17 protein-coding genes and 1 pseudogene are annotated in these 19,354 nt (G+C 72.2%); 10 read left to right on the plus strand and 8 right to left on the minus strand.

Going from position 1 to position 19,354, the window contains the following annotated elements:
* Positions 1 to 123 precede the first annotated feature (123 nt).
* The 7 genes and pseudogenes from ACIA6C_RS29200 to ACIA6C_RS29230 all read left to right on the plus strand — a co-directional run bounded on the left by ACIA6C_RS29200 (position 124) and on the right by ACIA6C_RS29230 (position 6,330).
* A complete protein-coding gene (locus ACIA6C_RS29200; protein WP_399280331.1) occupies positions 124 to 378 on the plus strand; it encodes a hypothetical protein in 255 nt (84 codons plus the stop codon).
* Positions 375 to 752, plus strand: a pseudogene (locus ACIA6C_RS29205) (helix-turn-helix domain-containing protein); the annotation flags it as partial. The gene ACIA6C_RS29200 and the pseudogene ACIA6C_RS29205, both read left to right, overlap by 4 nt.
* Before the next feature lie 252 nt (positions 753 to 1,004).
* The gene (gene uraD / locus ACIA6C_RS29210) at positions 1,005 to 1,517 is read left to right on the plus strand and encodes a 2-oxo-4-hydroxy-4-carboxy-5-ureidoimidazoline decarboxylase (RefSeq protein WP_361139261.1); all 513 of its coding nucleotides are present in this window, start codon (positions 1,005 to 1,007) and stop codon (positions 1,515 to 1,517) included.
* Positions 1,514 to 1,918 (plus strand): hydroxyisourate hydrolase, encoded by a 405-nt coding sequence (uraH, locus tag ACIA6C_RS29215; protein WP_399280333.1) that lies wholly within the window; start codon positions 1,514 to 1,516, stop codon positions 1,916 to 1,918. The genes uraD and uraH overlap by 4 nt, the downstream gene beginning before the upstream one ends.
* A 5-nt stretch (positions 1,919 to 1,923) precedes the next feature.
* Positions 1,924 to 2,847, plus strand: a complete 924-nt coding sequence (gene pucL / locus ACIA6C_RS29220; RefSeq protein ID WP_399280335.1) for a factor-independent urate hydroxylase — start codon at positions 1,924 to 1,926, stop codon at positions 2,845 to 2,847.
* A gap of 190 nt (positions 2,848 to 3,037) precedes the next feature.
* Positions 3,038 to 4,441, plus strand: coding sequence for an 8-oxoguanine deaminase (locus ACIA6C_RS29225; protein ID WP_399280337.1), 1,404 nt, complete (start codon positions 3,038 to 3,040; stop codon positions 4,439 to 4,441).
* A gap of 497 nt (positions 4,442 to 4,938) precedes the next feature.
* Positions 4,939 to 6,330, plus strand: a complete 1,392-nt coding sequence (locus ACIA6C_RS29230) for a nucleobase:cation symporter-2 family protein (protein WP_361139069.1) — start codon at positions 4,939 to 4,941, stop codon at positions 6,328 to 6,330.
* 115 nt (positions 6,331 to 6,445) lie between these two features.
* Here the strand turns inward: ACIA6C_RS29230 and ACIA6C_RS29235 are convergent, their stop codons facing one another.
* Positions 6,446 to 7,516, minus strand: a complete 1,071-nt coding sequence (locus ACIA6C_RS29235) for an Lrp/AsnC family transcriptional regulator (protein WP_399280340.1) — start codon at positions 7,514 to 7,516, stop codon at positions 6,446 to 6,448.
* Positions 7,517 to 7,643: 127 nt separating this feature from the next.
* Between ACIA6C_RS29235 and ACIA6C_RS29240 the strand changes: the two genes are divergently transcribed.
* Complete coding sequence (locus ACIA6C_RS29240; RefSeq protein ID WP_399280342.1) at positions 7,644 to 9,704, plus strand: ATP-binding protein; 2,061 nt, start codon at positions 7,644 to 7,646, stop codon at positions 9,702 to 9,704.
* A 121-nt stretch (positions 9,705 to 9,825) separates the two neighbouring features.
* The gene (locus tag ACIA6C_RS29245; protein ID WP_399280344.1) at positions 9,826 to 10,938 is read left to right on the plus strand and encodes a saccharopine dehydrogenase; all 1,113 of its coding nucleotides are present in this window, start codon (positions 9,826 to 9,828) and stop codon (positions 10,936 to 10,938) included.
* Here the strand turns inward: ACIA6C_RS29245 and ACIA6C_RS29250 are convergent.
* From ACIA6C_RS29250 to ACIA6C_RS29270, 5 genes are all read right to left on the minus strand, one after another.
* Positions 10,886 to 11,518 carry an ATP-binding protein gene (locus tag ACIA6C_RS29250; RefSeq protein WP_399280345.1) on the minus strand — a complete coding sequence of 211 codons (633 nt, stop codon included), beginning with the start codon at positions 11,516 to 11,518 and terminating at the stop codon, positions 10,886 to 10,888. The genes ACIA6C_RS29245 and ACIA6C_RS29250 overlap by 53 nt on opposite strands.
* A 107-nt stretch (positions 11,519 to 11,625) precedes the next feature.
* The gene (locus ACIA6C_RS29255) at positions 11,626 to 12,816 is read right to left on the minus strand and encodes a GDSL-type esterase/lipase family protein (RefSeq protein WP_399280347.1); all 1,191 of its coding nucleotides are present in this window, start codon (positions 12,814 to 12,816) and stop codon (positions 11,626 to 11,628) included.
* A gap of 296 nt (positions 12,817 to 13,112) precedes the next feature.
* Positions 13,113 to 14,741 (minus strand): malate synthase A, encoded by a 1,629-nt coding sequence (aceB, locus tag ACIA6C_RS29260; RefSeq protein WP_366082899.1) that lies wholly within the window; start codon positions 14,739 to 14,741, stop codon positions 13,113 to 13,115.
* Positions 14,742 to 14,999: 258 nt separating this feature from the next.
* Complete coding sequence (locus ACIA6C_RS29265; protein WP_399280349.1) at positions 15,000 to 15,629, minus strand: NTP transferase domain-containing protein; 630 nt, start codon at positions 15,627 to 15,629, stop codon at positions 15,000 to 15,002.
* The gene (locus tag ACIA6C_RS29270; protein ID WP_399280351.1) at positions 15,578 to 15,850 is read right to left on the minus strand and encodes a hypothetical protein; all 273 of its coding nucleotides are present in this window, start codon (positions 15,848 to 15,850) and stop codon (positions 15,578 to 15,580) included. The genes ACIA6C_RS29265 and ACIA6C_RS29270 overlap by 52 nt, the downstream gene beginning before the upstream one ends.
* 88 nt (positions 15,851 to 15,938) lie before the next feature.
* On the opposite strand from ACIA6C_RS29270, the gene ACIA6C_RS29275 reads away from it, so the two are divergent.
* Positions 15,939 to 17,426 carry a PLP-dependent aminotransferase family protein gene (locus ACIA6C_RS29275; protein ID WP_399280353.1) on the plus strand — a complete coding sequence of 496 codons (1,488 nt, stop codon included), beginning with the start codon at positions 15,939 to 15,941 and terminating at the stop codon, positions 17,424 to 17,426.
* Between the two features lie 13 nt (positions 17,427 to 17,439).
* Here ACIA6C_RS29275 and ACIA6C_RS29280 read toward each other — a convergent pair whose 3' ends face one another.
* A complete protein-coding gene (locus ACIA6C_RS29280; protein WP_399280355.1) occupies positions 17,440 to 18,069 on the minus strand; it encodes a response regulator in 630 nt (209 codons plus the stop codon).
* Positions 18,069 to 19,283, minus strand: a complete 1,215-nt coding sequence (locus tag ACIA6C_RS29285; protein ID WP_399280357.1) for a sensor histidine kinase — start codon at positions 19,281 to 19,283, stop codon at positions 18,069 to 18,071. The genes ACIA6C_RS29280 and ACIA6C_RS29285 overlap by 1 nt, the downstream gene beginning before the upstream one ends.
* Positions 19,284 to 19,354: the final 71 nt, after the last annotated feature.

The following is a 19,354-nucleotide window of genomic DNA, read 5'->3' on the forward strand; positions in this document are numbered from 1 at the left end:
GGGTGTGCGCTCCTTCCGTATTGCGGAAGTTAGTTTCTGCTTGATGGAAGACTGCATCGAGGTTCGCGTGGCTGTCAAGTGCGCACTGCCGAAAAGTCCCAGCTGCGGGGTAGCTTGGCCCGCGTGCGATTGAGAGTGGAGTTCACGACCGAGCCCTTCGATCTCGAAGAGGCCCCCGACCACGCCGTGGCCGCGCGCGAGGTCATCCAGAAGGCCCGGCTCGACGCGGTGGACGTCGGCCCGTTCGGCAACACCGCCGAAGGCGGGTCGGACGAGGTGCTGACGGCCGTGGCCGCGCTGCTGCGCAATGCGCTGGAGGCCGGGGCCACGCGCGTGTCGCTCCAGGTCAACGTGATCGCGGAGGACACCACCCCATGACCGAGCCCCGTGACCACCCGTTCGTCGCCGCGGTCAAACCGCTGGTGGACGCGATGGGCGGCGAGCTGATGGACCCGGCCCAGGCGCAGCCCGACGACGTCGTGCTCAGCTGGGAGGGCCGGGAGCTGCTCGCCGTGCGCCTGCCCCAGCTCTCCGACTCGCTGGACCACATCCTGGCCGCGCTGGAGCGCCGGCACGGCGTACCGTTGGCGCAGCTCGACCGGAAGTCCAAGCAGGACGTGGTGCGCATACTGGAGGCGCGCGGTGCCTTCTCCGTGCGGCACGGTGTCGAGACGGTCGCGAGCGCCCTGGGTGTGAGCCGCTTCACCGTCTACAACTACCTGAACAGGGACTCCAGCCCCGCCAAGGGTTCCGCCCCGGCCAAGGGTTCCCCCTCCGCCGAGGGTTCCGCCCCCGCCGAGGGTTCCGCCCCCGCCGAGGGGGCGGGGAAGCAGGGCAGCCAACAGTGAACGCACGCTGACCCGCAGTGACGAGCCGCCGCCCCGATTCACCCGGGCGGCGGCTTTTGTGTAGGGGAAGTTTCAACAAAGTGTTGACGGCGTGTTGTGGAGGGCGTTAGCTATGCGCAGCCCGTCAAAAGCAACAACAGGCCACGGAGGCCTACCGTGACTTCGAGTCCGACCCCGGGTCTCACCCGGTTCAACGCCTTGGACGACAGCGCGGCCACGGCCGTGCTGCACGAGGTGTGTGCCAGTTCGGCATGGGGGAGCAAGCTGCTCGCCCAGCGCCCCTTCCCCACCGTCGAGGCTCTCTTCTCGGCCAACGAGTCCGCCATGGCGGAGCTCACCGCCGAGGACCTGGCCGAGGCGATGGCGGGACACGCGCCGATCGGCCGCCCGAAGCCGGGAGACCCGACCTCCGCCCGCGAGCAGCGCGGCATGGCCGGCGCCTCGGAGGAGCTCCGCAACGAGCTCCTCGAACTGAACCTGGCGTACCAGGAGAAGTTCGGGCACGTCTTCCTCATCTGCGCCACCGGTGCCACCGGTGAGTTCATGCGGGACGCGGTCAAGGTACGGATCGGGAACTCGCCGGAGCAGGAGCGGGAGATCGCCCGCGGCGAGCTCGTGAAGATCAACCGGATCCGTCTGACCCGGCTCGTGGAGGAAGAGAGCGCATGAGCACTGACACGACTGCTTCGGTGTCCACGCACATCCTGGACACCAGCATCGGCCGCCCCGCCGAGGGCGTCGCCATCTCCCTGTCGGCCCGTGCGGGCCTGGACGGGGAGTGGGCGGCCCTGGGCGGCTCCGCCACCGACGCGGACGGCCGCTGCAAGGACCTCCCGGCCCTGCCGGAGGGCACCACCCACGTGCGTCTCGACTTCGAGACCGAGACGTACTTCGCTGAAAAAGACCGTTCCAACAAGCAAGCCGAGGCGCAGCAGGACGCCCCCCGCGTAAGGGACAGCGGTGCGTTCTTCCCCGAGGTCACCATCACCTTCGCGGTGAACCCGGGCGAGCATTACCACGTACCGCTGCTGCTCAACCCGTTCGGCTACTCCGTTTACCGAGGGAGCTAGCAGACATGCCCACGATTCTCGGCCAGAACCAGTACGGCAAAGCAGAGAACCGCGTAGTCAAGATCACGCGGGACGGCGACACCCACCACATCAAGGACCTGAACGTCTCGGTCGCCCTCTCCGGCGACATGGACGACGTCCACTACTCCGGCTCGAACGCCAACTGCCTCCCGACGGACACCACCAAGAACACGGTGTACGCGTTCGCCAAGGAGCACGGCATCGAGTCCGCCGAGCAGTTCGGCATCCACCTGGCGCGCTGGTTCGTCAACAGCCAGGAGCCGATCCAGCGTGCGCGCATCCGGATCGAGGAGTACGCCTGGGACCGGATCCCCACCTCCGAGGCCAACTCGAAGTTCATCGGGTCGGACGAGGTGAAGCACTCCTTCGTGCGCAAGGGCCAGGAGACCCGGGTCACCCAGGTCACCTACGACGGCACGAACTGGGAGGTCATCTCCGGCCTCAAGGACCTCGTCGTCATGAACTCCACGAACTCGGAGTTCTGGGGTTACGTGAAGGACAAGTACACGACCTTGAAGGAGGCCTACGACCGCATCCTGGCCACCCAGGTGTCGGCCCGCTGGCGCTTCAACTGGTCGGACGACGAGCAGCGGATGCCGAACTGGGAGAAGTCCTACGCCGAGACCCGCAAGCACATGCTCGAGGCCTTCGCGGAGACCTACTCCCTGTCGCTCCAGCAGACCCTGTACCAGATGGGTTCGCGCATCATCAACCACCGTTCGGAGATCGACGAGGTCCGCTTCTCGCTCCCGAACAAGCACCACTTCCTCGTCGACCTGGAGCCCTTCGGCCTCAAGAACGACAATGAGGTCTACTTCGCCGCGGACCGGCCGTACGGTCTGATCGAGGCGACGGTCCTCCGCGACGGCGTCGACGCCCGTATTCCTGTGGACATGACCAACCTCTGATGCGGGACGCGCGTCCCGGGGCTCCGCAGTGGCCCCGGGACGGCGCGAAAACTCCACAACTTCCCGAATCGGCACCCGGACGCCCCCAGGGGGGCGGCAGTACTGTCAGCTGTCAAGGCCCCCGGCTCCGGCACTCAACCCCCAGGGCCTTGCCGTGCCCGCACCGCCACTGAAAGCACGAGGAAGTCCCATGGCAGCATCGGCAGCCCCTGGCAGCGCCGTCGAGCGCATCGTCATCGAGAACTGTGCGATCGCGACCGTCGACGCCCACGACACCGAGTACGCCTCGGGTCACATCGTCGTCGCCGGCAACAGGATCGAGTCCATCGGCGCGGGCAAGGCCCCCGAGAACCTCGACGACGTCGTTCGCCGGATCGATGGCAGCGGGCACCTCGTGACCCCCGGTCTGGTCAACACGCACCACCACTTCTACCAGTGGATCACGCGTGGTCTGGCCACCGACCACAACCTCTTCGACTGGCTCGTCGCGCTGTACCCGACCTGGGCGCGCATCGACGAGCAGATGGCCTACACGGCCGCCCAGGGCTCCCTGGCGATGATGGCCAAGGGCGGCGTCACCACCGCCATGGACCACCACTACGTCTTCCCCAAGGGCTCCGGCGACCTCTCCGGCGCGATCATCCGCGCCGCCTCCGAGATGGGCGTCCGCTTCACCCTCGCCCGCGGCTCCATGGACCGCAGCGTGAAGGACGGCGGCCTGCCCCCGGACCACGCCGTAGAGACCCTCGAAGGCGCGCTCGCCGACACCGAGGCGACCGTCAAGAAGCACCACGACCACTCCTTCGACGCGATGACCCAGGTCGCCGTGGCGCCGTGCTCCCCCTTCTCGGTCTCCACCGAACTCCTCAAGCAGGGCGCCGAGCTGGCCCGCCGCCTGGGCGTGCGCATGCACACCCACGGCAGTGAGACCGTCGAGGAGGAGCAGTTCTGCAAGGAACTGTTCGGCATGGGCCCGACCGACTACTTCGAGTCGACCGGCTGGCTCGGCGAGGACGTGTGGATGGCGCACAGCGTCCACATGAACGACTCCGACATCGCCGCGTTCGCCCGCACGAAGACCGGTGTCGCGCACTGCCCGTCCTCCAACGCCCGCCTGGCCGCCGGCATCGCCCGCGTCCCGGACATGCTCGCCGCCGGGGTCCCCGTCGGCCTCGGCGTGGACGGCACCGCCTCCAACGAGTCGGGCGAGCTCCACACCGAGCTGCGCAACGCGCTGCTCATCAACCGCCTGAACCCGGTGCACCGCGAGCGGGCCCTGAACGCCCGCCAGGCCCTGCGCCTGGGTACGTACGGGGGCGCGCAGGTCCTCGGCCGCGCCGACAGCATCGGTTCGCTGGAGGCCGGCAAGCTCGCCGACCTGGTGATGTGGAACCTGAGCACGCTGGCCCACTCCTCCATCGCCGACCCGGTCATCGCGCTCGTGTTCGGCGCGGCCGCCCCGGTGACCCTCTCGCTGGTCAACGGCGAGCAGATCGTCGAGGACAACCGACTCCTCTTCGCCGACGAGGACGCGATCGCCGTGTCCACGCGGGAAGAGGCCCAGCGCCTGGCGCGCATCTGCGCCCAGGCCTGATCCACCCGGCCACCGATGTCGGTACCCCCTCCGGCCACCGCCGGCGGGTACCCCCAGAGTCCGGCAGGGGGGGACGGCCCCCGGCCGGGGGCCGCGGACCCGAGCGGGGTCCGCGGCAGCCGTTCCCGGGAAGCGCCCGAGGACCATTCCGAAGGCGCTCCCGGGCACGGTGACCCGTGACGACGTACCGCGCTGGAACCACCCGCCTCCGCGCCCGCGCCACAGCACAGCCCTACCTGGGAACGACTCGGGCGAATCGTTTCCGTACCTGTCAGGGGCAGGACAGAACCCCCGCAACCCCCGGCACGCCTCCGTACCACCGCACCCCCGTTCCACCGCACCCCCCGTTCCACCGCACCCCCCGTTCCACCGCACCCCCCTTCCACCGCAACACCGTGCACCACCACAACTGAACACAGGCTCGACTCGCACCGCTTTCGCACCACCTCCCTGACACCCATGTCCCTGCCGACGTGTTTAACCGACCGGAGGAAGCCGTGGCAGCTACGCCCAGGTTCCGCAAAGATGCAGTCGTAGTACCGGAGGAGAAGCACCCGGTCGACGAGACGCTGCCCCCGCTGAAAATGTTCACGAGCGGTCTGCAGCACGTGGCCGCCATGTACGCGGGTGTCGTCGCTCCGCCGATGATCGTCGGCCCTGCCGTCGGCCTCTCCGCCACCGAGACCGCCTTCCTGATGGGCGCCTCGCTCTTCACCGCAGGACTCGCCACCCTCCTCCAGACCCTCGGTTTCTGGAAGATCGGCGCCAAACTCCCCTTCGTCAACGGCGTCTCCTTCGCCGGAGTCACCCCGATGATCGCCATCGGCAAGGGCGAGGGCGCGGACGCCATCCCCGTCATCTTCGGCGCGATCATCGTCGCCGGACTCGTCGGCTTCCTCGCCGCGCCCTACTTCGGGAAGCTCGTCCGCTTCTTCCCACCCGTCGTCACCGGTACGGTCATCACCCTGATCGGCGTCTCGCTGCTCCCCGTGGCCTTCAACTGGTCGCAGGGCGGCAACCGCACCGCCACCGACTACGGCTCGATGAAGAACATCGGCATGGCCGCCCTCACCCTGGTGATCGTGCTGGTGATGCGCAAGTTCCTGCGCGGGTTCCTCCAGCAGATATCCATCCTGCTCGGCCTGGTCGCCGGCACGCTGATCGCGATACCGCTGAACATGGTCAGCTTCGACGCCGTCCGCAACGCGGACATCGTCGGCTTCCCCACGCCGTTCCACTTCGGCGCCCCGCAGTTCCAGGTCGCCGCCATCATCTCCATGTGCATCGTGATGCTCGTCTGCATGACGGAGTCCACGGCCGACATCCTGGCCCTCGGCAGGATCGTGGGCCGGCCCGCGGACGCCAGGACCATCGAGGGCGGACTGCGCGCCGACACCCTCGGCAGCGCGCTCAGCCCGCTGTTCAACGGCTTCATGTGCAGCGCCTTCGCGCAGAACATCGGTCTCGTCGCGATGACCAAGGTGCGCAGCCGGTTCGTGGTCGCGGCCGGCGGCGCGATCCTGATCCTGCTGGGCCTGTGCCCGATGGCGGCCTCCGTCATCGGCGTGGTCCCGCTGCCGGTACTCGGCGGCGCGGGCATCGTCCTGTTCGGCTCCGTCGCCGCCAGCGGCATCCAGACCCTGGCCGGCGCGGCCATGGAGAAGGGCGAGAACGCGCTGATCGTCGCGGCCTCGGTCGGCATCGGCCTGATCCCCATCGCGGCCCCCGGCTTCTACCACGCCTTCCCGAAGGACATGCTGGTCGTCCTCGATTCGGGCATCAGCACGGGCTGTGTGGTGGCGATCGTGCTGAACCTGGCCTTCAACCACCTCGGTGCCAAGAAGGAACCGGCCGGGGAGACGGCCCCGGAGCCGGCGTTCGTGCACTGACGGCGGGCCGGCACGGCCGAGGCCGCGGGCCGGGGCACCGCATGCGCGGGTAGGACGCCACCCACTGCGGGTGTGGCGTCCGCACCGCCGCACGCGGTGCCCCGGCCCCGTGCTGTCAGGCGGGGCCGTCCGCGTCCTGCGGTGGGAGCAGTTCCGCCCAGATGTCGGGGGTGACCGTCCGGGTGCGCCGGCCCCGCTCGTCCAGTACCTGCGCCTCCGACTTGCGGACGTGCAGCGCCACCGCCGAGTCCGTGATCCGCATCCCCGGCAGCCGCCGGGACAGCTCCGAGGTGTAGCGGGACAGCCCTTCGACGGTGCGCAGCCGCGCGCTGATCATGAAGTTCCAGCGTCCGCTGACGGACATGCAGGTCCGCGTCTCGCGCAGCCCCATGGCGGCCGCGGCGGACTCGGCCACCTCGTACTCCGGTACCTCCGCCCACAGCGTCGCCGCCACCGGCCACCCCGACAGCCCCGACGCCATCGCGCAGCTGTAGCGCAGGCTCTGTCCCGTCTCCAGCCGGCTCAGCCGCCGCCGTACGGTCGACTCGCTCATCCCGCACTCCCGCGCCAGCGAGGCCACACTGCGCCGGGCGTCCGCGGCCAGCGCCAGGGCAAGCGGCCGGTCCTCCTCCGTCATGGCTGCGACGGCCGGCGCCGGCGCGCCCGGCGCCGAGGAGCGCCGGCTCCCCCCGGTCAGCGAACCGATCTGCGCCGGCGTCAGCTGGTCCAGGCGCCACCGGTCGGGGGCGTAGTGCACCGCCGTCACCATCGACGAGCGGGTGCCGACCACGCCCGGGATGCGCTGCACCCGGAAGGACAGGTACCGGTACAGGGCGTGGAGGTCCGGCACGGCCACGAAGGCCAGCAGGTCCCGGCCGCCGGTGGTGTGCTCCAGCCCCAGGGAGTGCGGATCGGACACCAAGGTCGCGCCCACGGCCGGGGAGGCCCCCGCGTCGCACATCACCTCCACCCACGCCATGCAGGGCGCCTTGGTACCCGTACGCAGTCCGAGCCCCGATATCCAGGCCTCCCCGGCGCCGGTCAGCCGCTCCCAGCGGCGCGCGAGGGTGTCCGGGCGCGCGCCGAGCACCGGCGCCAGTCGCTCCCAGCTCGCACGGGGTGCGAGCTGGAGTGCGTGGACGAGCGCCCGGTCGGTGTCGTCCACGGCGGAAACGGCCGAATTCATGTCCTCCCCTTGGTGGATCTCCCGGTCAGCGGCCTGTCAACCCGGCTTTCGGCCGATCATCTCTCTTTGTGTCGCCAATCGGTGAATCAGCCGGTTGTGCGCGGCTCGGGCCATCGCGGGAGGGCGTGTGGGGGATCCCGTTGCGGACATCGGTCAGGCGGTCCCCGCCGAGCTGTCGAGCTTCGTCGGCCGCCGCCGGGAGCTGGCCCGCGTCGCCTCGCTGCTCGCCACCGAACGCCTGGTCACCCTGACCGGCCCGGCGGGCGTCGGCAAGACCCGGCTCGCCGTCCGCGCGGTCCGCACCGTCACCGGCGCCGACGGCCTCGACACCGTCTGGGTGGACGTCTCCACCCTGCCGGGCTTCCGCCGCGTGGTGCTGGAGCACCGGCTGCTCCACGGGCTCGCGGGGCGCGAGGTACTGCTGGTGCTCGACGGGTGCGAACAGCTCGGTGAAGCCGCCGCCCCTGTGGTGGAGAACCTGCTGCGCTGGCTGCCCCGGGTGCGCGTGCTGGTCACCTCGCAGCGCCGGCTCGCGCTGCCCGGGGAAGCGGAACTCGCCGTACTGCCGCTGTCGTCCCCGCCCGCGCCGCCCGACCCCGTCGCACCGCTCCCCGTCGACCGGATCGCCGGTTTCGCGGCGGTACGTCTGTACGAGGACCGGGCGCGCGGCGCCGACCCCTTCTTCGAGCTGACCGATCACAACGCCGCGGCCGTCGCCGCGCTGTGCCGTGCCCTGGACGGAATCGCCGGCGCGCTGGAGCTCGCGGCGGGGCGCGCACACCAGTACGCGCCCCTCCAGGCGTTGAAGCGGCTGGCCGCAGAACCCCTGACCTTCCTGGCGGGCGGCGCGGGCCGGGCCACCCTGGTCGACGCCGAGCGCTCCCTGCGGCTCTCCTCGCCCACCGAGCGGCTTCTGTGGGAGCGGCTCTCCGTCTTCGCCGGCTCCTTCGACACGGCCGCCGTCGCCGAGGTCTGCGGCTTCGGCGAACTCACCCCCGACACCGCCGCCCGGGCATTGGCCCGGCTGGCCCCCGCCCTGCTGGCCGACGGCGAGCACCCGGGCCGGTACCGGCTGCCGCTCTCGGTGCGCGTGTACGCCGCCCGGCGGCTCGCGCACCGCCCCGACGGGGACGGGCACACCGCCGCCCTGCGCCACCACGGGCGCTGGCGCGGGCTGGCCCGGGAGGCCGCCGGGCTGTGGCGCGAGGGGGCGCAGACGCAGGCGCGTGAGCTGGCCCTGCGGGAACTCCCCGACCTGCGCGTCGCGATGAACCCACTGTCCGCCGCGGGCCCGGGGGCCGCGCTGGAGATCGCCGTTGACCTGTGGTTCCTGTGGTCGGCCTGCGGACTGGCGGCGGAGGGCCGACGCCATCTGGAACGGGCCCTGGCCCTGCACCCCGCGCCCCGGCCCGCCCGGGCCCTGTGGCTGGCGGCCTGGCTGGTCGCGGGGTCCGGGGAGGCGGACACCTCGGACCCACTGCTGGTGGAGGCCTGGAGCACCGCCGTACAGGAGGGCGAGGACGCCTGCCTGGCCTACCTCGCCCATGTGCGCGGAACGGTGGCGCTGTGGGAAGAGCGGTACGAGGACGCCGCCGCCGAGTACGCCGAGGCACTGGAACTGCTGCCCGCCGAGTGCGGGTTCGGGCCCGGTCGGCAGGTGCTCCGGGCCGCCCGGACGCTGGCCCTCGCCCATACCGGCCCCGCGGGCACACCGCCGGAGGAAAAGGAAAAGGAAAAGGAAAAGGAAAAGGAGAAGGAGGCGGCGGAGGCGGCGGCGGAGGCGGCGGCGGAGGAGGCGGCGGAGGAGGCGAGCGCACCGCCCGCCCGGGGCGCCGACGCGTGGGCCCGCTCCTGGGAGCGGTACGCCCGGGCCGTCGCCGAGTCCCGCGCGGGCCGGCCGGTGCGGGCCCGTACCGAACTGCTGCGCGCGCTGGAGACCCAGCTCGTCCTGGACGACCGGCTGGGACAGTCCTTCTCGGCTGAGCTGCTCGCCGAACTGGAGGCCGCCCGGGGCCACTACGAACGCGCCGCGCTCCTGCTGGGCGCGGCGCGCCGCATCCGCCCCGCCGTCGCGTGCGCGCCGCGCGCCCTCGGGATCCTGCGTGACCGGATGCACCCGCAGGCCCTGCGGGACGCGTACACGCAGGGCGCGCGGACCGCCCTGCGCGCCCTGCTGCCCGAACTCTGAGCCCCCGCTCGCCCTGTCGTACTCCTTGCCGAACTCCGGCGGCGAACTGATCCTGAGGCCCGGTCACATGGTGCACGCGGACGTCCCGAGGGCGTCCTTGAGCAGACAGGTGGTACCGCCGATGGCAGAGTCACCGCAGTTGTGGATGCGCACCGAGACACGGCCCACCGAACGCCGAGCCCCCCTCACCCCGCAGGATGCCGAGAAGCTCGTACGGCAGGGTGTACGGATCACCGTGGAGGAGTCCGCACACCGGGTCTTCCCGCTCACCGACTACGAGGAAGCGGGCTGCCGGACCGCGCCGGCCGGCGCGTGGGCCGTCTCCGCGCCCCGATCCGCCTTCGTCCTCGGCTTGAAGGAACTCCCGCCCGTCCCGGAGCGTTTACGGCACAGGCACGTCTACTTCGGGCACGCCTACAAGGGCCAGGAGGACGCCCCCGCGCTGCTGCGGCGGTTCGCCGCCGGCGGCGGGACCCTGCTCGACCTGGAGTACCTGGCCGACGCGCAGGGGCGCAGGCTCGCGGCCTTCGGCTACTGGGCCGGGTACGCGGGCGCCGCCCTCGCCGTCCTGCACGCCCGGGGCCGGCTCGCCGCCCCGCTGGTCCCCCTCCCGCGCGAGGAACTCGACGCGCGATTACGGACCTCGCGGGCCGCCTCCTCCACGGCCGGGGAGTTACGGGCCCTCGTCATCGGGGGCCACGGCCGCAGCGCACGCGGCGCCTGTGACGCCCTGACGGCCGCCGGGATACCGGTGACCCGATGGGACCGGAGCGACACCGCACGGCTGGACCGGGCCGCCCTGCTCGGACACGACATCCTGGTCAACGCGGTCCTCACCACCCGCCCCGTACCGCCGTTCCTCACCCCGGCCGACCTGGACCCGGATCGGGAACGGCGGCTGACGGTAATCGCCGACATCACCTGCGACACCGGTTCCCCGCTGCACCTGCTGCCCGTCTACGACCGGCTCACCGACTGGGCGGTCCCGGTGCGCAGGCTGCGCGCGGGCCCCCGCCCGCTGGACGTGATCGCCATCGACAACCTGCCGTCCCTGGTGCCTGCGGAGGCGGCCCGGTCCTTCTCGGCGGACCTGCTGCCCAAGCTGCTGGTGCTGGGTACGGGCACGCCCGATCCGGACTGGCTCCGCTGCCGGGCGGCCTTCGCGCGGGCGCTGGCGGGAGTCAGCCGCTCCGCCGATCGGCGAAGTCGACGGACAGGTACGGCCATGCCGTGACGAGACGGGCCAGCTCGCTGACCGTTCCCTCGTCCGACGCCCGCGGGACCCCGTCGCCGGGGCGGAAGTGGACGGTCGTCCCGGTCGTCCCGTCGCCGGCGATCGGGTTCAGACCGGTGGCGGGAACACCGTGCTCGTACCGCTGCGTCCAGGCCCCGCCCGCCCGGCGATTGGTGTGCACGAGCCATTCGCTGAGCGCCGAGACGACCGACATGCCCCGGCGCGGCTGCCCGTCCGGCAGCAGCTGCGCCCCGGGGTGGTCGAAGAACCGCAGGTCCTTCGTCGCCATGACCGGCTTCTTCACGGGCCGGCCGTCCGCGTCGAGCCGGGTGTCGGTGCCCCGCCCGTCGTCGGCGACGGACACCGAGCCGTCCTCGTGGAAGGTGACGGCGCAACGCCCGGCGCCTCCCCGGGACTCGGCCTCGTCGGCCGCGTACGCGATGACCTCCAGGACCAGGTGCCGAAGGCCGCCGGGAGCGAAACCGGCCGGGTCACTGCGGATGAGGGCGAGGTGACCGGTGTCCACGGTGCTCGCCCAGTCGTGCGTCGTGTTGCGCCAAGAAGCCGTTGTCCTGTCCATGGATCCAGTATCCCGATCACGGACGGAACGGTCCGCCGCACCCGGGGACCGGGTCGGCGGACCGTTGCCTGACGCTCGATCAGGAGGCGGAGGTCAGGGGGTGGTGGTCAGGAAGCGGGGGTCAGGTACATACCGCTCTGGTCGCCCCCAGGGGTGTTCTTGCAGCCCGAGGAGGAGTTCGCGGGCTGGGCCACCGCGAGGGCGAGGCAGCGCCCGACGGCCAGCTGGCCGAAGTAGTTCGGGTGCATGGACTCCTGGATCAGGCCCTGCGACTGGTTGTTGTCGATCCAGCGCGCCCACTCGCTCGTCTTCGCCGACGCCGGCGCCGCCGTCGTCACCTGCTTGCTCGCCGTGGCGCACACCTCGCGCCCCTGGAGCATGTCCCGCAGGTCCAGGAACTGCACGCCCTTGGCCGCGGCGACCGTCTTGATGCCGTTCGCGATCTGGGGCACGAGCGAGTCCCGCGCCCAGTCCGAGTCCCGGTTCCAGAACGGGCAGCCGCCGGTGTTGAGCCGGCTCCAGTCGCTCTGGGTGTACCGGTTCTCCGCGCCGCGCGGGATCGGCGAGGGGTAGGACTGGAGCACGATCCGGTAGGAGGAGTCCGCGTAGCCGGCCCCCCGCATCACGGCCCGTATCTCGTCGACCGACTTGCCGACCTTGGCCATGACCCCGCTGATCTTCTGGTCCACGGCCGCCTGCTGGTCGTCGTAGCAGTAGGAGTTCCAGAGGACGAAGTCGTACGCGCACTCCTCGATGATGCCGGCGAAGCCGAGGTCGTTCCCGCCGATGGACAGCGCGATCACCTTGACGTCGTCGGCCGCGGCCACCGCCGCGAGCTGGTCCGCCTGCGGTGCCTCGCCCTTGAAGGGCACCCCGCCGTTGGACGCCCGGAAGACGTTGTCGGAGACGGCCCCCGAGCAGGCGAGGTTCACGGCGACGTCGGCCACCGCGCCCGCGCTCAGCACCTCGGCCGTGTCCGAGCGGTCGCAACCGCCGGCCGTGGTTCCGTACACCTTCGCCGGGTCGTACGAACTGCCGCTCGTCCAGGCCCGGTCCGTACCGGTGCGACTGCCGCTGTTGGTCAGGCTGTTGCCCTTCCAGCGGCCGGCCTCGCCGGAGATGTAGCTGTCACCCATGGACACCACCGCGGTGGGCCCCTTCCCGGGGCTCGCCGCGGCCGGGCCGGCGCCGCCGCCCACCAGTGCCGTGACGGCGAGCGGCAGGGCCATCCCTGCGACGGCCAGTCGTCGCACGCGACTGCGGGCCCGGTCCTTGCTGACGTTGCGGAATCCGATCACTGCGGAACTCCTGCGGTCGGCCACGCGGACGCCAGGGGCAACTGGCGTGACGTGGCTTGGAAGTGGGGGTTACCGCCGGCGCCGGTGGCATCGGAAAGGTGACACGCGCCCGGATGTTACCGCTAGGTACGCGCAGATTACGATGACGTAACGACCGACCAATCGGTCGGGAGTCGAGTCCGGTGCGAGCCGGACACGGCTCCGCCCCCGGCGCGTCGGGGCGACGGGGGCGGAGCAGGTGCGATCGACTTGTGTGCCTTTCGACTGCTGTGCGTTTCAGTCGAAGTGCGCGCAGGTCAGCCGATCAGCTGGTCGTACGCGGGCAGGGTGAGGAAGTCCGCGTAGTCGGCGTCGAGGGAGACCTGGAGCAGGAGGTCGTGGGCCTGCTGCCACTTGCCGGCCGCGAAGGCCTCGTCGCCGATCTCGGCGCGGATGGCGGCCAGTTCCTGCGCGGCCAGTTCACGGGTCAGTTCGGCGGTGGCCGGCACCAGGGCGCCGTCGTGCTCGAACACCACGCCCGCGTTGATCCACTGCCAGATCTGCGAGCGCGAGATCTCGGCGGTGGCCGCGTCCTCCATCAGGCCGAAGATGCCGACGGCGCCCAGACCCCGCAGCCACGCCTCGATGTAGCGGATGCCCACCTGGACCGCGTTGCGCAGGCCCTCGTACGTCGGCTTCGCGTCCAGGGAGTCGATCGCGATCAGGTCGCCCGGGGCCACCGAGACGTCCTCGCGCAGCCGGTCCTTCTGGTTCGGCTTCTCGCCGAGCACCGCGTCGAAGGAGGCCATCGCGATCGGGACGAGGTCGGGGTGGGCGACCCAGGAGCCGTCGAAGCCGTCGGCCGCCTCGCGGTCCTTGTCGGCCCGCACCTTCTCGAACGCGATCCGGTTGACCTCGGCGTCCTTGCGGGACGGGATGAAGGCCGCCATGCCGCCGATGGCGTGCGCGCCGCGCTTGTGGCAGGTGCGGACGAGGAGTTCGGTGTAGGCCCGCATGAACGGGGCCGTCATCGTCACCGCGTTGCGGTCCGGCAGGACGAACTTCTCCCCGCCGTCACGGAAGTTCTTCACGATCGAGAAGAGGTAGTCCCAGCGCCCGGCGTTCAGGCCGGCGGCGTGGTCGCGCAGCTCGTAGAGGATCTCCTCCATTTCGTACGCGGCCGTGATCGTCTCGATCAGGACGGTCGCGCGGACGGTGCCCTGCGGGATGCCGACGTAGTCCTGGGCGAAGACGAAGATGTCGTTCCAGAGGCGCGCCTCCAGGTGCGACTCCGTCTTCGGCAGGTAGAAGTAGGGGCCCTTGCCGAGGTCGATCAGGCGCTGCGCGTTGTGGAAGAAGTACAGGCCGAAGTCCACGAGCGAGCCGGAGGCCGGGCGGCCGTCGATCGTGAGGTGGCGCTCCTCCAAGTGCCAGCCGCGCGGCCGCATCACGACGGTCGCGAGCTGGTCGGCGGGCTTGAGGGCGTACGACTTGCCCGAGCGGGGGTCGGTGAAATCGATGCGCCGTTCGTAGGCGTCGATGAGGTTGAGCTGGCCGAGGACGACGTTCTCCCACGTGGGAGCCGAGGCGTCCTCGAAGTCGGCGAGCCAGACCTTGGCACCCGAGTTGAGGGCGTTGATGGTCATCTTGCGGTCCGTCGGACCGGTGATCTCCACGCGGCGGTCGTTCAGTGCGGCCGGGGCGGGCGCCACCTTCCAGTCGCCCTCGCGGACCTGTGCGGTGTCCGGGAGGAAGTCGAGGCTGGAGGTGCGGGCGATCTCGGAGCGCCGTTCGGCGCGCCGGGCCAGGAGCTCGGCGCGGCGGGGGGCGAACCGCCGGTGCAGCTCGGCCACGAAGGCCAGGGCCGCTTCGGTGAGGACTTCGTCCTGCCGGGGCAGGGGCTCGGCGGCGACGATGGCCAGCGGGGACGGCGCTGGTGCGGACATATCTGTCACTCCTTCAGCGGCGGTGCCTGGCGGCCGCGGGGGAATGCTCGCGCGAGACGGCACGCAGTGCCGTCGGGTGTGGAGAGTTCCGGGGTACGGTCGCGGGCGCCGTCTGTGGTTCAGGGCGCTTCTGACCAGTGGATAGTAATTTCCTCATGGTGGAAGTTCAATGGTTTGTTGATGTCGAGATTCTCCGGGTCGACATATTCTGTGGACCGGTGGCCCTGGGTGCCACGACGACTACCGCGCGCACAAGCCTCACACCAGGCGCGCCAGATCGGGCGGGGTGTCGATGTCGAACGCCTCCGCGACGTCCGCGCACTCCACCAGCGTGAGTTCATCGGCGTGTTCCCGCAGGTGCACCCGCGCGCCCCGGTCGCCGGTCGCGGTCTTCTCGATGTCGCTCCAGCGGGCGGACCCGAACAGCACCGGATGACCGCGCTCCCCGTCGTAGGCGGCCGCCACGAGGCTCGCGGGGGAGCGGTACGCCGCCAGGACCCGGGCCACCGCCGCCGGCCCGATCCCCGGCTGGTCCACGAGCGACACCAGGGCGGCCGCCGCGTCCGTACCGGCAAGCGAGTGCAGCCCGAGCCGCAGCGAGGAACCCATTCCCTCGGTCCAGTCCGGGTTGTCCACGACCACGCAGCCCGTCAGGTCGGCGCGCTCCCGGACCTCCGCCGCCGACGCGCCGATCACCACGTGCACCGGGCCGCAGCCCGCCTCGCGCAGCACCCGCACCGCGTTCTCGACGAGCGGGCGGCCGCGGTAGGGCAGCAAGGCCTTGGGCCGCCCGCCCAGACGGCGGCCGCCGCCCGCCGCGAGGAGCAGGCCGGCGATCACCGGGCGGTCGGCGCCGGTTCGGGTGGCGTGCGGGGTGTCGGCTGGCATGACAGCGATTCTCGCCCCTGTGCGGCCCCGCGCGGGCGGCCCGGCGCGAACCGGCGCGACGACGACCGGTCCGGCGACGACGACCGGCCCGGCGCGAACCGGCGCAGCGCCCGTACGACGGCCGAGAACCGCAGCGGCGCGGAGATCCGCTGCTCGGCGGCGGCCAGCAGGGCCCGCTCGTCCCGGTCGGTCAGCAGCACTGCGTCACGGTGGGTCGACATTGCGGCGTCTCCTTGCCAATCGGTGGCCAATACCGCGAGTGTGGTCCTCGATTGGCCTGGCAGGCAGAGCCAATCGGGGGAGGTTGGCATGGCGAACGGGCGAATCGTCCAGACCGCGGACAGGACCATCGGCAGCCGCCAGCTGGCGGCGCTCCTGCCACCCGCCCTCCTGGCCCGTCCCGGCTACCGGGCGCTCGCCGACGCCCTGCGCACCCTGATCCTCGACGGCCGGATCGCCCTGCACGTGCGGCTGCCCGCGGAGCGGGAACTGGCCGAGGCGGTCGGCGCCAGCCGGGCCACCGTCACCGGCGCCTACGACCTGCTGCGCGAGAGCGGCTACGCCCACAGCCGCCGCGGCTCCGGCACCTGGACCGACCTCCCCGAGGGGCACCGCCCCGTCGGCACCCACGCCCTGCTCGGCCCCGGGGGCCACAGCGCCGACCCGGACTCCGGCATGGACCTCGCCATCGCCGCGATGGGCGCCCCCGAGGGGGCCCTGACCGAGGCGCTGGCGTGGGCCGCGGCCAAGCTGCCCGAGGCGGCCCGCACCCCGGGCTACCACCCGTTCGGGCTGCCCGCCCTGCGTACGGCCGTCGCGGACCGGTTCACCCGGCGCGGCCTGCCCACCCTCCCCGAGCAGATCCTGGTGACGGCCGGCGCCCAGCAGGCGTTCGCGCTGGTGGTGAGCCTGCTGTGCCGGGTCGGGGACCGGGTCGTCACCGAGAGTCCGACCTACGCCAACGCGCTCGACGCCCTGCGGCACGCCCGGGTGCGGACCGGGTCCATCGCGGTCTCCGACGCGGGCTGGGACATGGAGATCGCCGAGTCCACACTGCGCCAGACCGTTCCGAGACTGGCCTACGTCATCCCGGACTTCCACAACCCCACGGGCGCCCTGATGCCGCTGGAGCAGCGGCTGCGCCTGCTGTCGGCCACCCGGCGGACCGGCACGTGGCTGGTGGTCGACGAGACCATCGCCGACATCGCCCTCGACGTACCGGCCCCCGCCCCACTGGCCTCGCTGGCGCCGCCCGGGGGAGCCGACCACGTCGTGACCATCGGCTCGCTGAGCAAGACGCACTGGGGCGGGCTGCGGGTCGGCTGGATCCGCGCGACCGCCAAGATGATCACCGAGCTGACCACGGTCCGGGTCGCCGCCGACATGACCGGTTCCGTACTGGACCAGCTCGTCGCGCTGCCGCTGCTGGACGGGCAGGACCGGTCCCTGCCGGAGCGGCTCGCCGAGCTGCGCGTACGGCGCGGGGCCCTGGTCCGCGCGCTCCAGCGGCACACCCCCGAGTGGTCGTGGCAGCTGCCGCCGGGCGGGCTCTCCCTGTGGGTGGACCTCGGGGAGCCGGTCAGCTCCGCGCTGTCGGAGCGCGCCGCGGCCGCCGGCGTCCACATCGGGCGCGGCGCCCGCTTCGGGGTGGACCCGGGCACCTTCGAGCACCGGCTGCGGATCCCGTACACGCTGCCCGCCGACCGCCTGGACGAGGCCGTGCGCCGTCTCGCGAGCGCCTTCCACGAGGGGGTCCCGCTGACCCCGGCGGTACAGCGGCCGCACTGGGTGGCGTAGGCCCTGCGCAGCCCTACCGGGTGCGGATCAGGCGGCGCCCGGCGGCCGCGGCCACGGCCGCCGTGCGGGAGTCGACGCCGAGCTTCGCGTAGACGTGGACGAGGTGGGACTTGACCGTGGCCTGGCTGAGGAAGAGCTTCTTGGAGATCTGCTGGTTCGAGAGTCCGTCCGCGACCAGCTGGAGCACCTCCAGCTCCCTCTTCGTCAGCACCTGCGCGGGCGTGCGCATCCGGTCCATCAGCCGCAGCGCAACCGCCGGTGCCAGCGCCGACTGGCCCGCCGCCGCCGTGCGCACCGCCGCCGCCAGCTCCTCCGGCGGGGCGTCTTTGAGGAGGTAGCCCGAGGCGCCCGCCTCCACCGCCGCGAGGATGTCCGCGTCCGTGTCGTACGTGGTCAGCACCAGGACGCGCGGCGCCGCCGGGCGGGCCGTGATCAGGGCCGTCGCCGCCGAGCCGTGCATGCCCGACCCGAACTGGAGGTCCATCAGCACCACGTCCACCCCCGCGGAGGCGGCCAGCTCCACCGCCTGCTCGGCGGTGGCCGCCTCCGCCGCCACCGCGAAGTCCGGTTCGGCCTCCAGCACGGCCCGCAGCCCGGCCCGCACCACCGGGTGGTCGTCGGCCAGCAGCAGCCGGATCGTCATCAGGGCACCTCCAGGGGCAGCGGCAGGGTGACGGCCACGGCGGTGCCCTGGCCGGGGGTGGACTCCACGGTGAACAGCCCGCCCAGCGTCTCGGCGCGCGAGCGCATCGCGGGCAGGCCGAAGCCGCCCTCGCCCGAGGGCGCCGAGCCGACGTCGAAGCCGTGGCCGTCGTCGACGACGTCCAGGGTGACCGAGGCGTCCATGAAGGTGAGGGTGATCTCGGCGCGCCCGGCCCGCGCGTGGCGCACCACGTTGGCCAGCGCCGACTGGGCGATCCGCAGCAGCGCCACCTCGTACGGGGTGGGCAGCGCCCGGGGCGCGCCGCTCAGCGAGAACCGCACCCGCGGCCCGGGAGCGGCCGAGCACAGCCGTTCCAGCGCGGCGGCGAGCGACCCGTGCTCCAGATCGGACGGTGTCAGGGCCCGTACGAACCGGCGGGCCTCGGCGAGGTTCTCCTGGGCGGCCTCCCGGGCCCGGCCGATGTGCTCCAGCGCCACCGCGTGCACCGCCGGGTCCTTCGGAAGGGACCGCTCCGCGGCCCGCAGCAGCAGCTGGATGGACGACAGCCCCTGGGCCAGGGTGTCGTGGATCTCCCGCGCGAGCCGCTCCCGCTCGGCGAGGGTCCCCGCGCTGCGCTCGGCGGCGGCCAGCTCGGCCCGCGTCGCTATGAGCTCCTCGATCAGCTGCCGTCGGCGCTCGCTCTCGTGGTACAGCGCCTGGTAGCCCAGTACGGTCGCCACCGCCACCGCCCCGCCCAGCAACGGCCCCAGGAACGCCCCCGGCGTCACCACGCCGTGGGCCAGGCCGCTCTGGCCGAGGTAGCCGCCGATCGCCGCGCAGGCCGTCACGGCGACGGCCGTGATGCCCCAGCGCAGCCGCAGCAGGTGCAGTTCGAGGAAGTACAGGGGGAAGGCGATCCACAGCCCGTCGGGGGAGACCACGAGCAGCGCCGCCCACACGCAGCCCAGCGCCGCCAGCCACACCGCCCCGGCCCGCGCCGAGCGGTGGACCGCGGGGGTCAGCACCCCGCCCGCGTAGAGCGCGGCGAGCACCGCGCAGACGGCCACCACCCACCCGGCGCGGGGCGCGGCGTCCGTGACGGCCCGCCCGGCGGCCAGCGCGAGCAGCCCGACGAACAGCGCGTGCAGGCACAGCCGCAGTACGCGGGAGACGGGAGTGAGCGGGCGGGAGGCGGGGGAGTGGGGAGCAGACATCGCCTGACCAGCGTAAGCGCGGCCCGGCGGCCCGCGGTCAACCGAAAGTTTGATCCCGGGCTCCGTCCTTC

The sequence above is a fragment of the Streptomyces sp. NPDC051578 genome, assembly GCF_044454045.1.
Taxonomy (GTDB): Bacteria; Actinomycetota; Actinomycetes; order Streptomycetales; family Streptomycetaceae; genus Streptomyces.

Bases quoted from the DNA above. Each gene is read 5' to 3' on its own strand.
- ACIA6C_RS29235 (WP_399280340.1), bottom strand. From the start codon at position 7,516: ATGAATTCGGCCGTTTCCGCCGTGGACGACACCGACCGGGCGCTCGTC.
- uraH (WP_399280333.1), top strand. From the start codon at position 1,514: ATGAGCACTGACACGACTGCTTCGGTGTCCACGCACATCCTGGACACC.
- ACIA6C_RS29245 (WP_399280344.1), top strand. From the start codon at position 9,826: ATGGCAGAGTCACCGCAGTTGTGGATGCGCACCGAGACACGGCCCACC.
- ACIA6C_RS29275 (WP_399280353.1), top strand. From the start codon at position 15,939: ATGGCGAACGGGCGAATCGTCCAGACCGCGGACAGGACCATCGGCAGC.
- ACIA6C_RS29265 (WP_399280349.1), bottom strand. From the start codon at position 15,629: ATGCCAGCCGACACCCCGCACGCCACCCGAACCGGCGCCGACCGCCCG.
- ACIA6C_RS29280 (WP_399280355.1), bottom strand. From the start codon at position 18,069: ATGACGATCCGGCTGCTGCTGGCCGACGACCACCCGGTGGTGCGGGCC.
- pucL (WP_399280335.1), top strand. From the start codon at position 1,924: ATGCCCACGATTCTCGGCCAGAACCAGTACGGCAAAGCAGAGAACCGC.
- aceB (WP_366082899.1), bottom strand. From the start codon at position 14,741: ATGTCCGCACCAGCGCCGTCCCCGCTGGCCATCGTCGCCGCCGAGCCC.
- ACIA6C_RS29250 (WP_399280345.1), bottom strand. From the start codon at position 11,518: ATGGACAGGACAACGGCTTCTTGGCGCAACACGACGCACGACTGGGCG.
- ACIA6C_RS29270 (WP_399280351.1), bottom strand. From the start codon at position 15,850: ATGTCGACCCACCGTGACGCAGTGCTGCTGACCGACCGGGACGAGCGG.
- ACIA6C_RS29285 (WP_399280357.1), bottom strand. From the start codon at position 19,283: ATGTCTGCTCCCCACTCCCCCGCCTCCCGCCCGCTCACTCCCGTCTCC.
- ACIA6C_RS29225 (WP_399280337.1), top strand. From the start codon at position 3,038: ATGGCAGCATCGGCAGCCCCTGGCAGCGCCGTCGAGCGCATCGTCATC.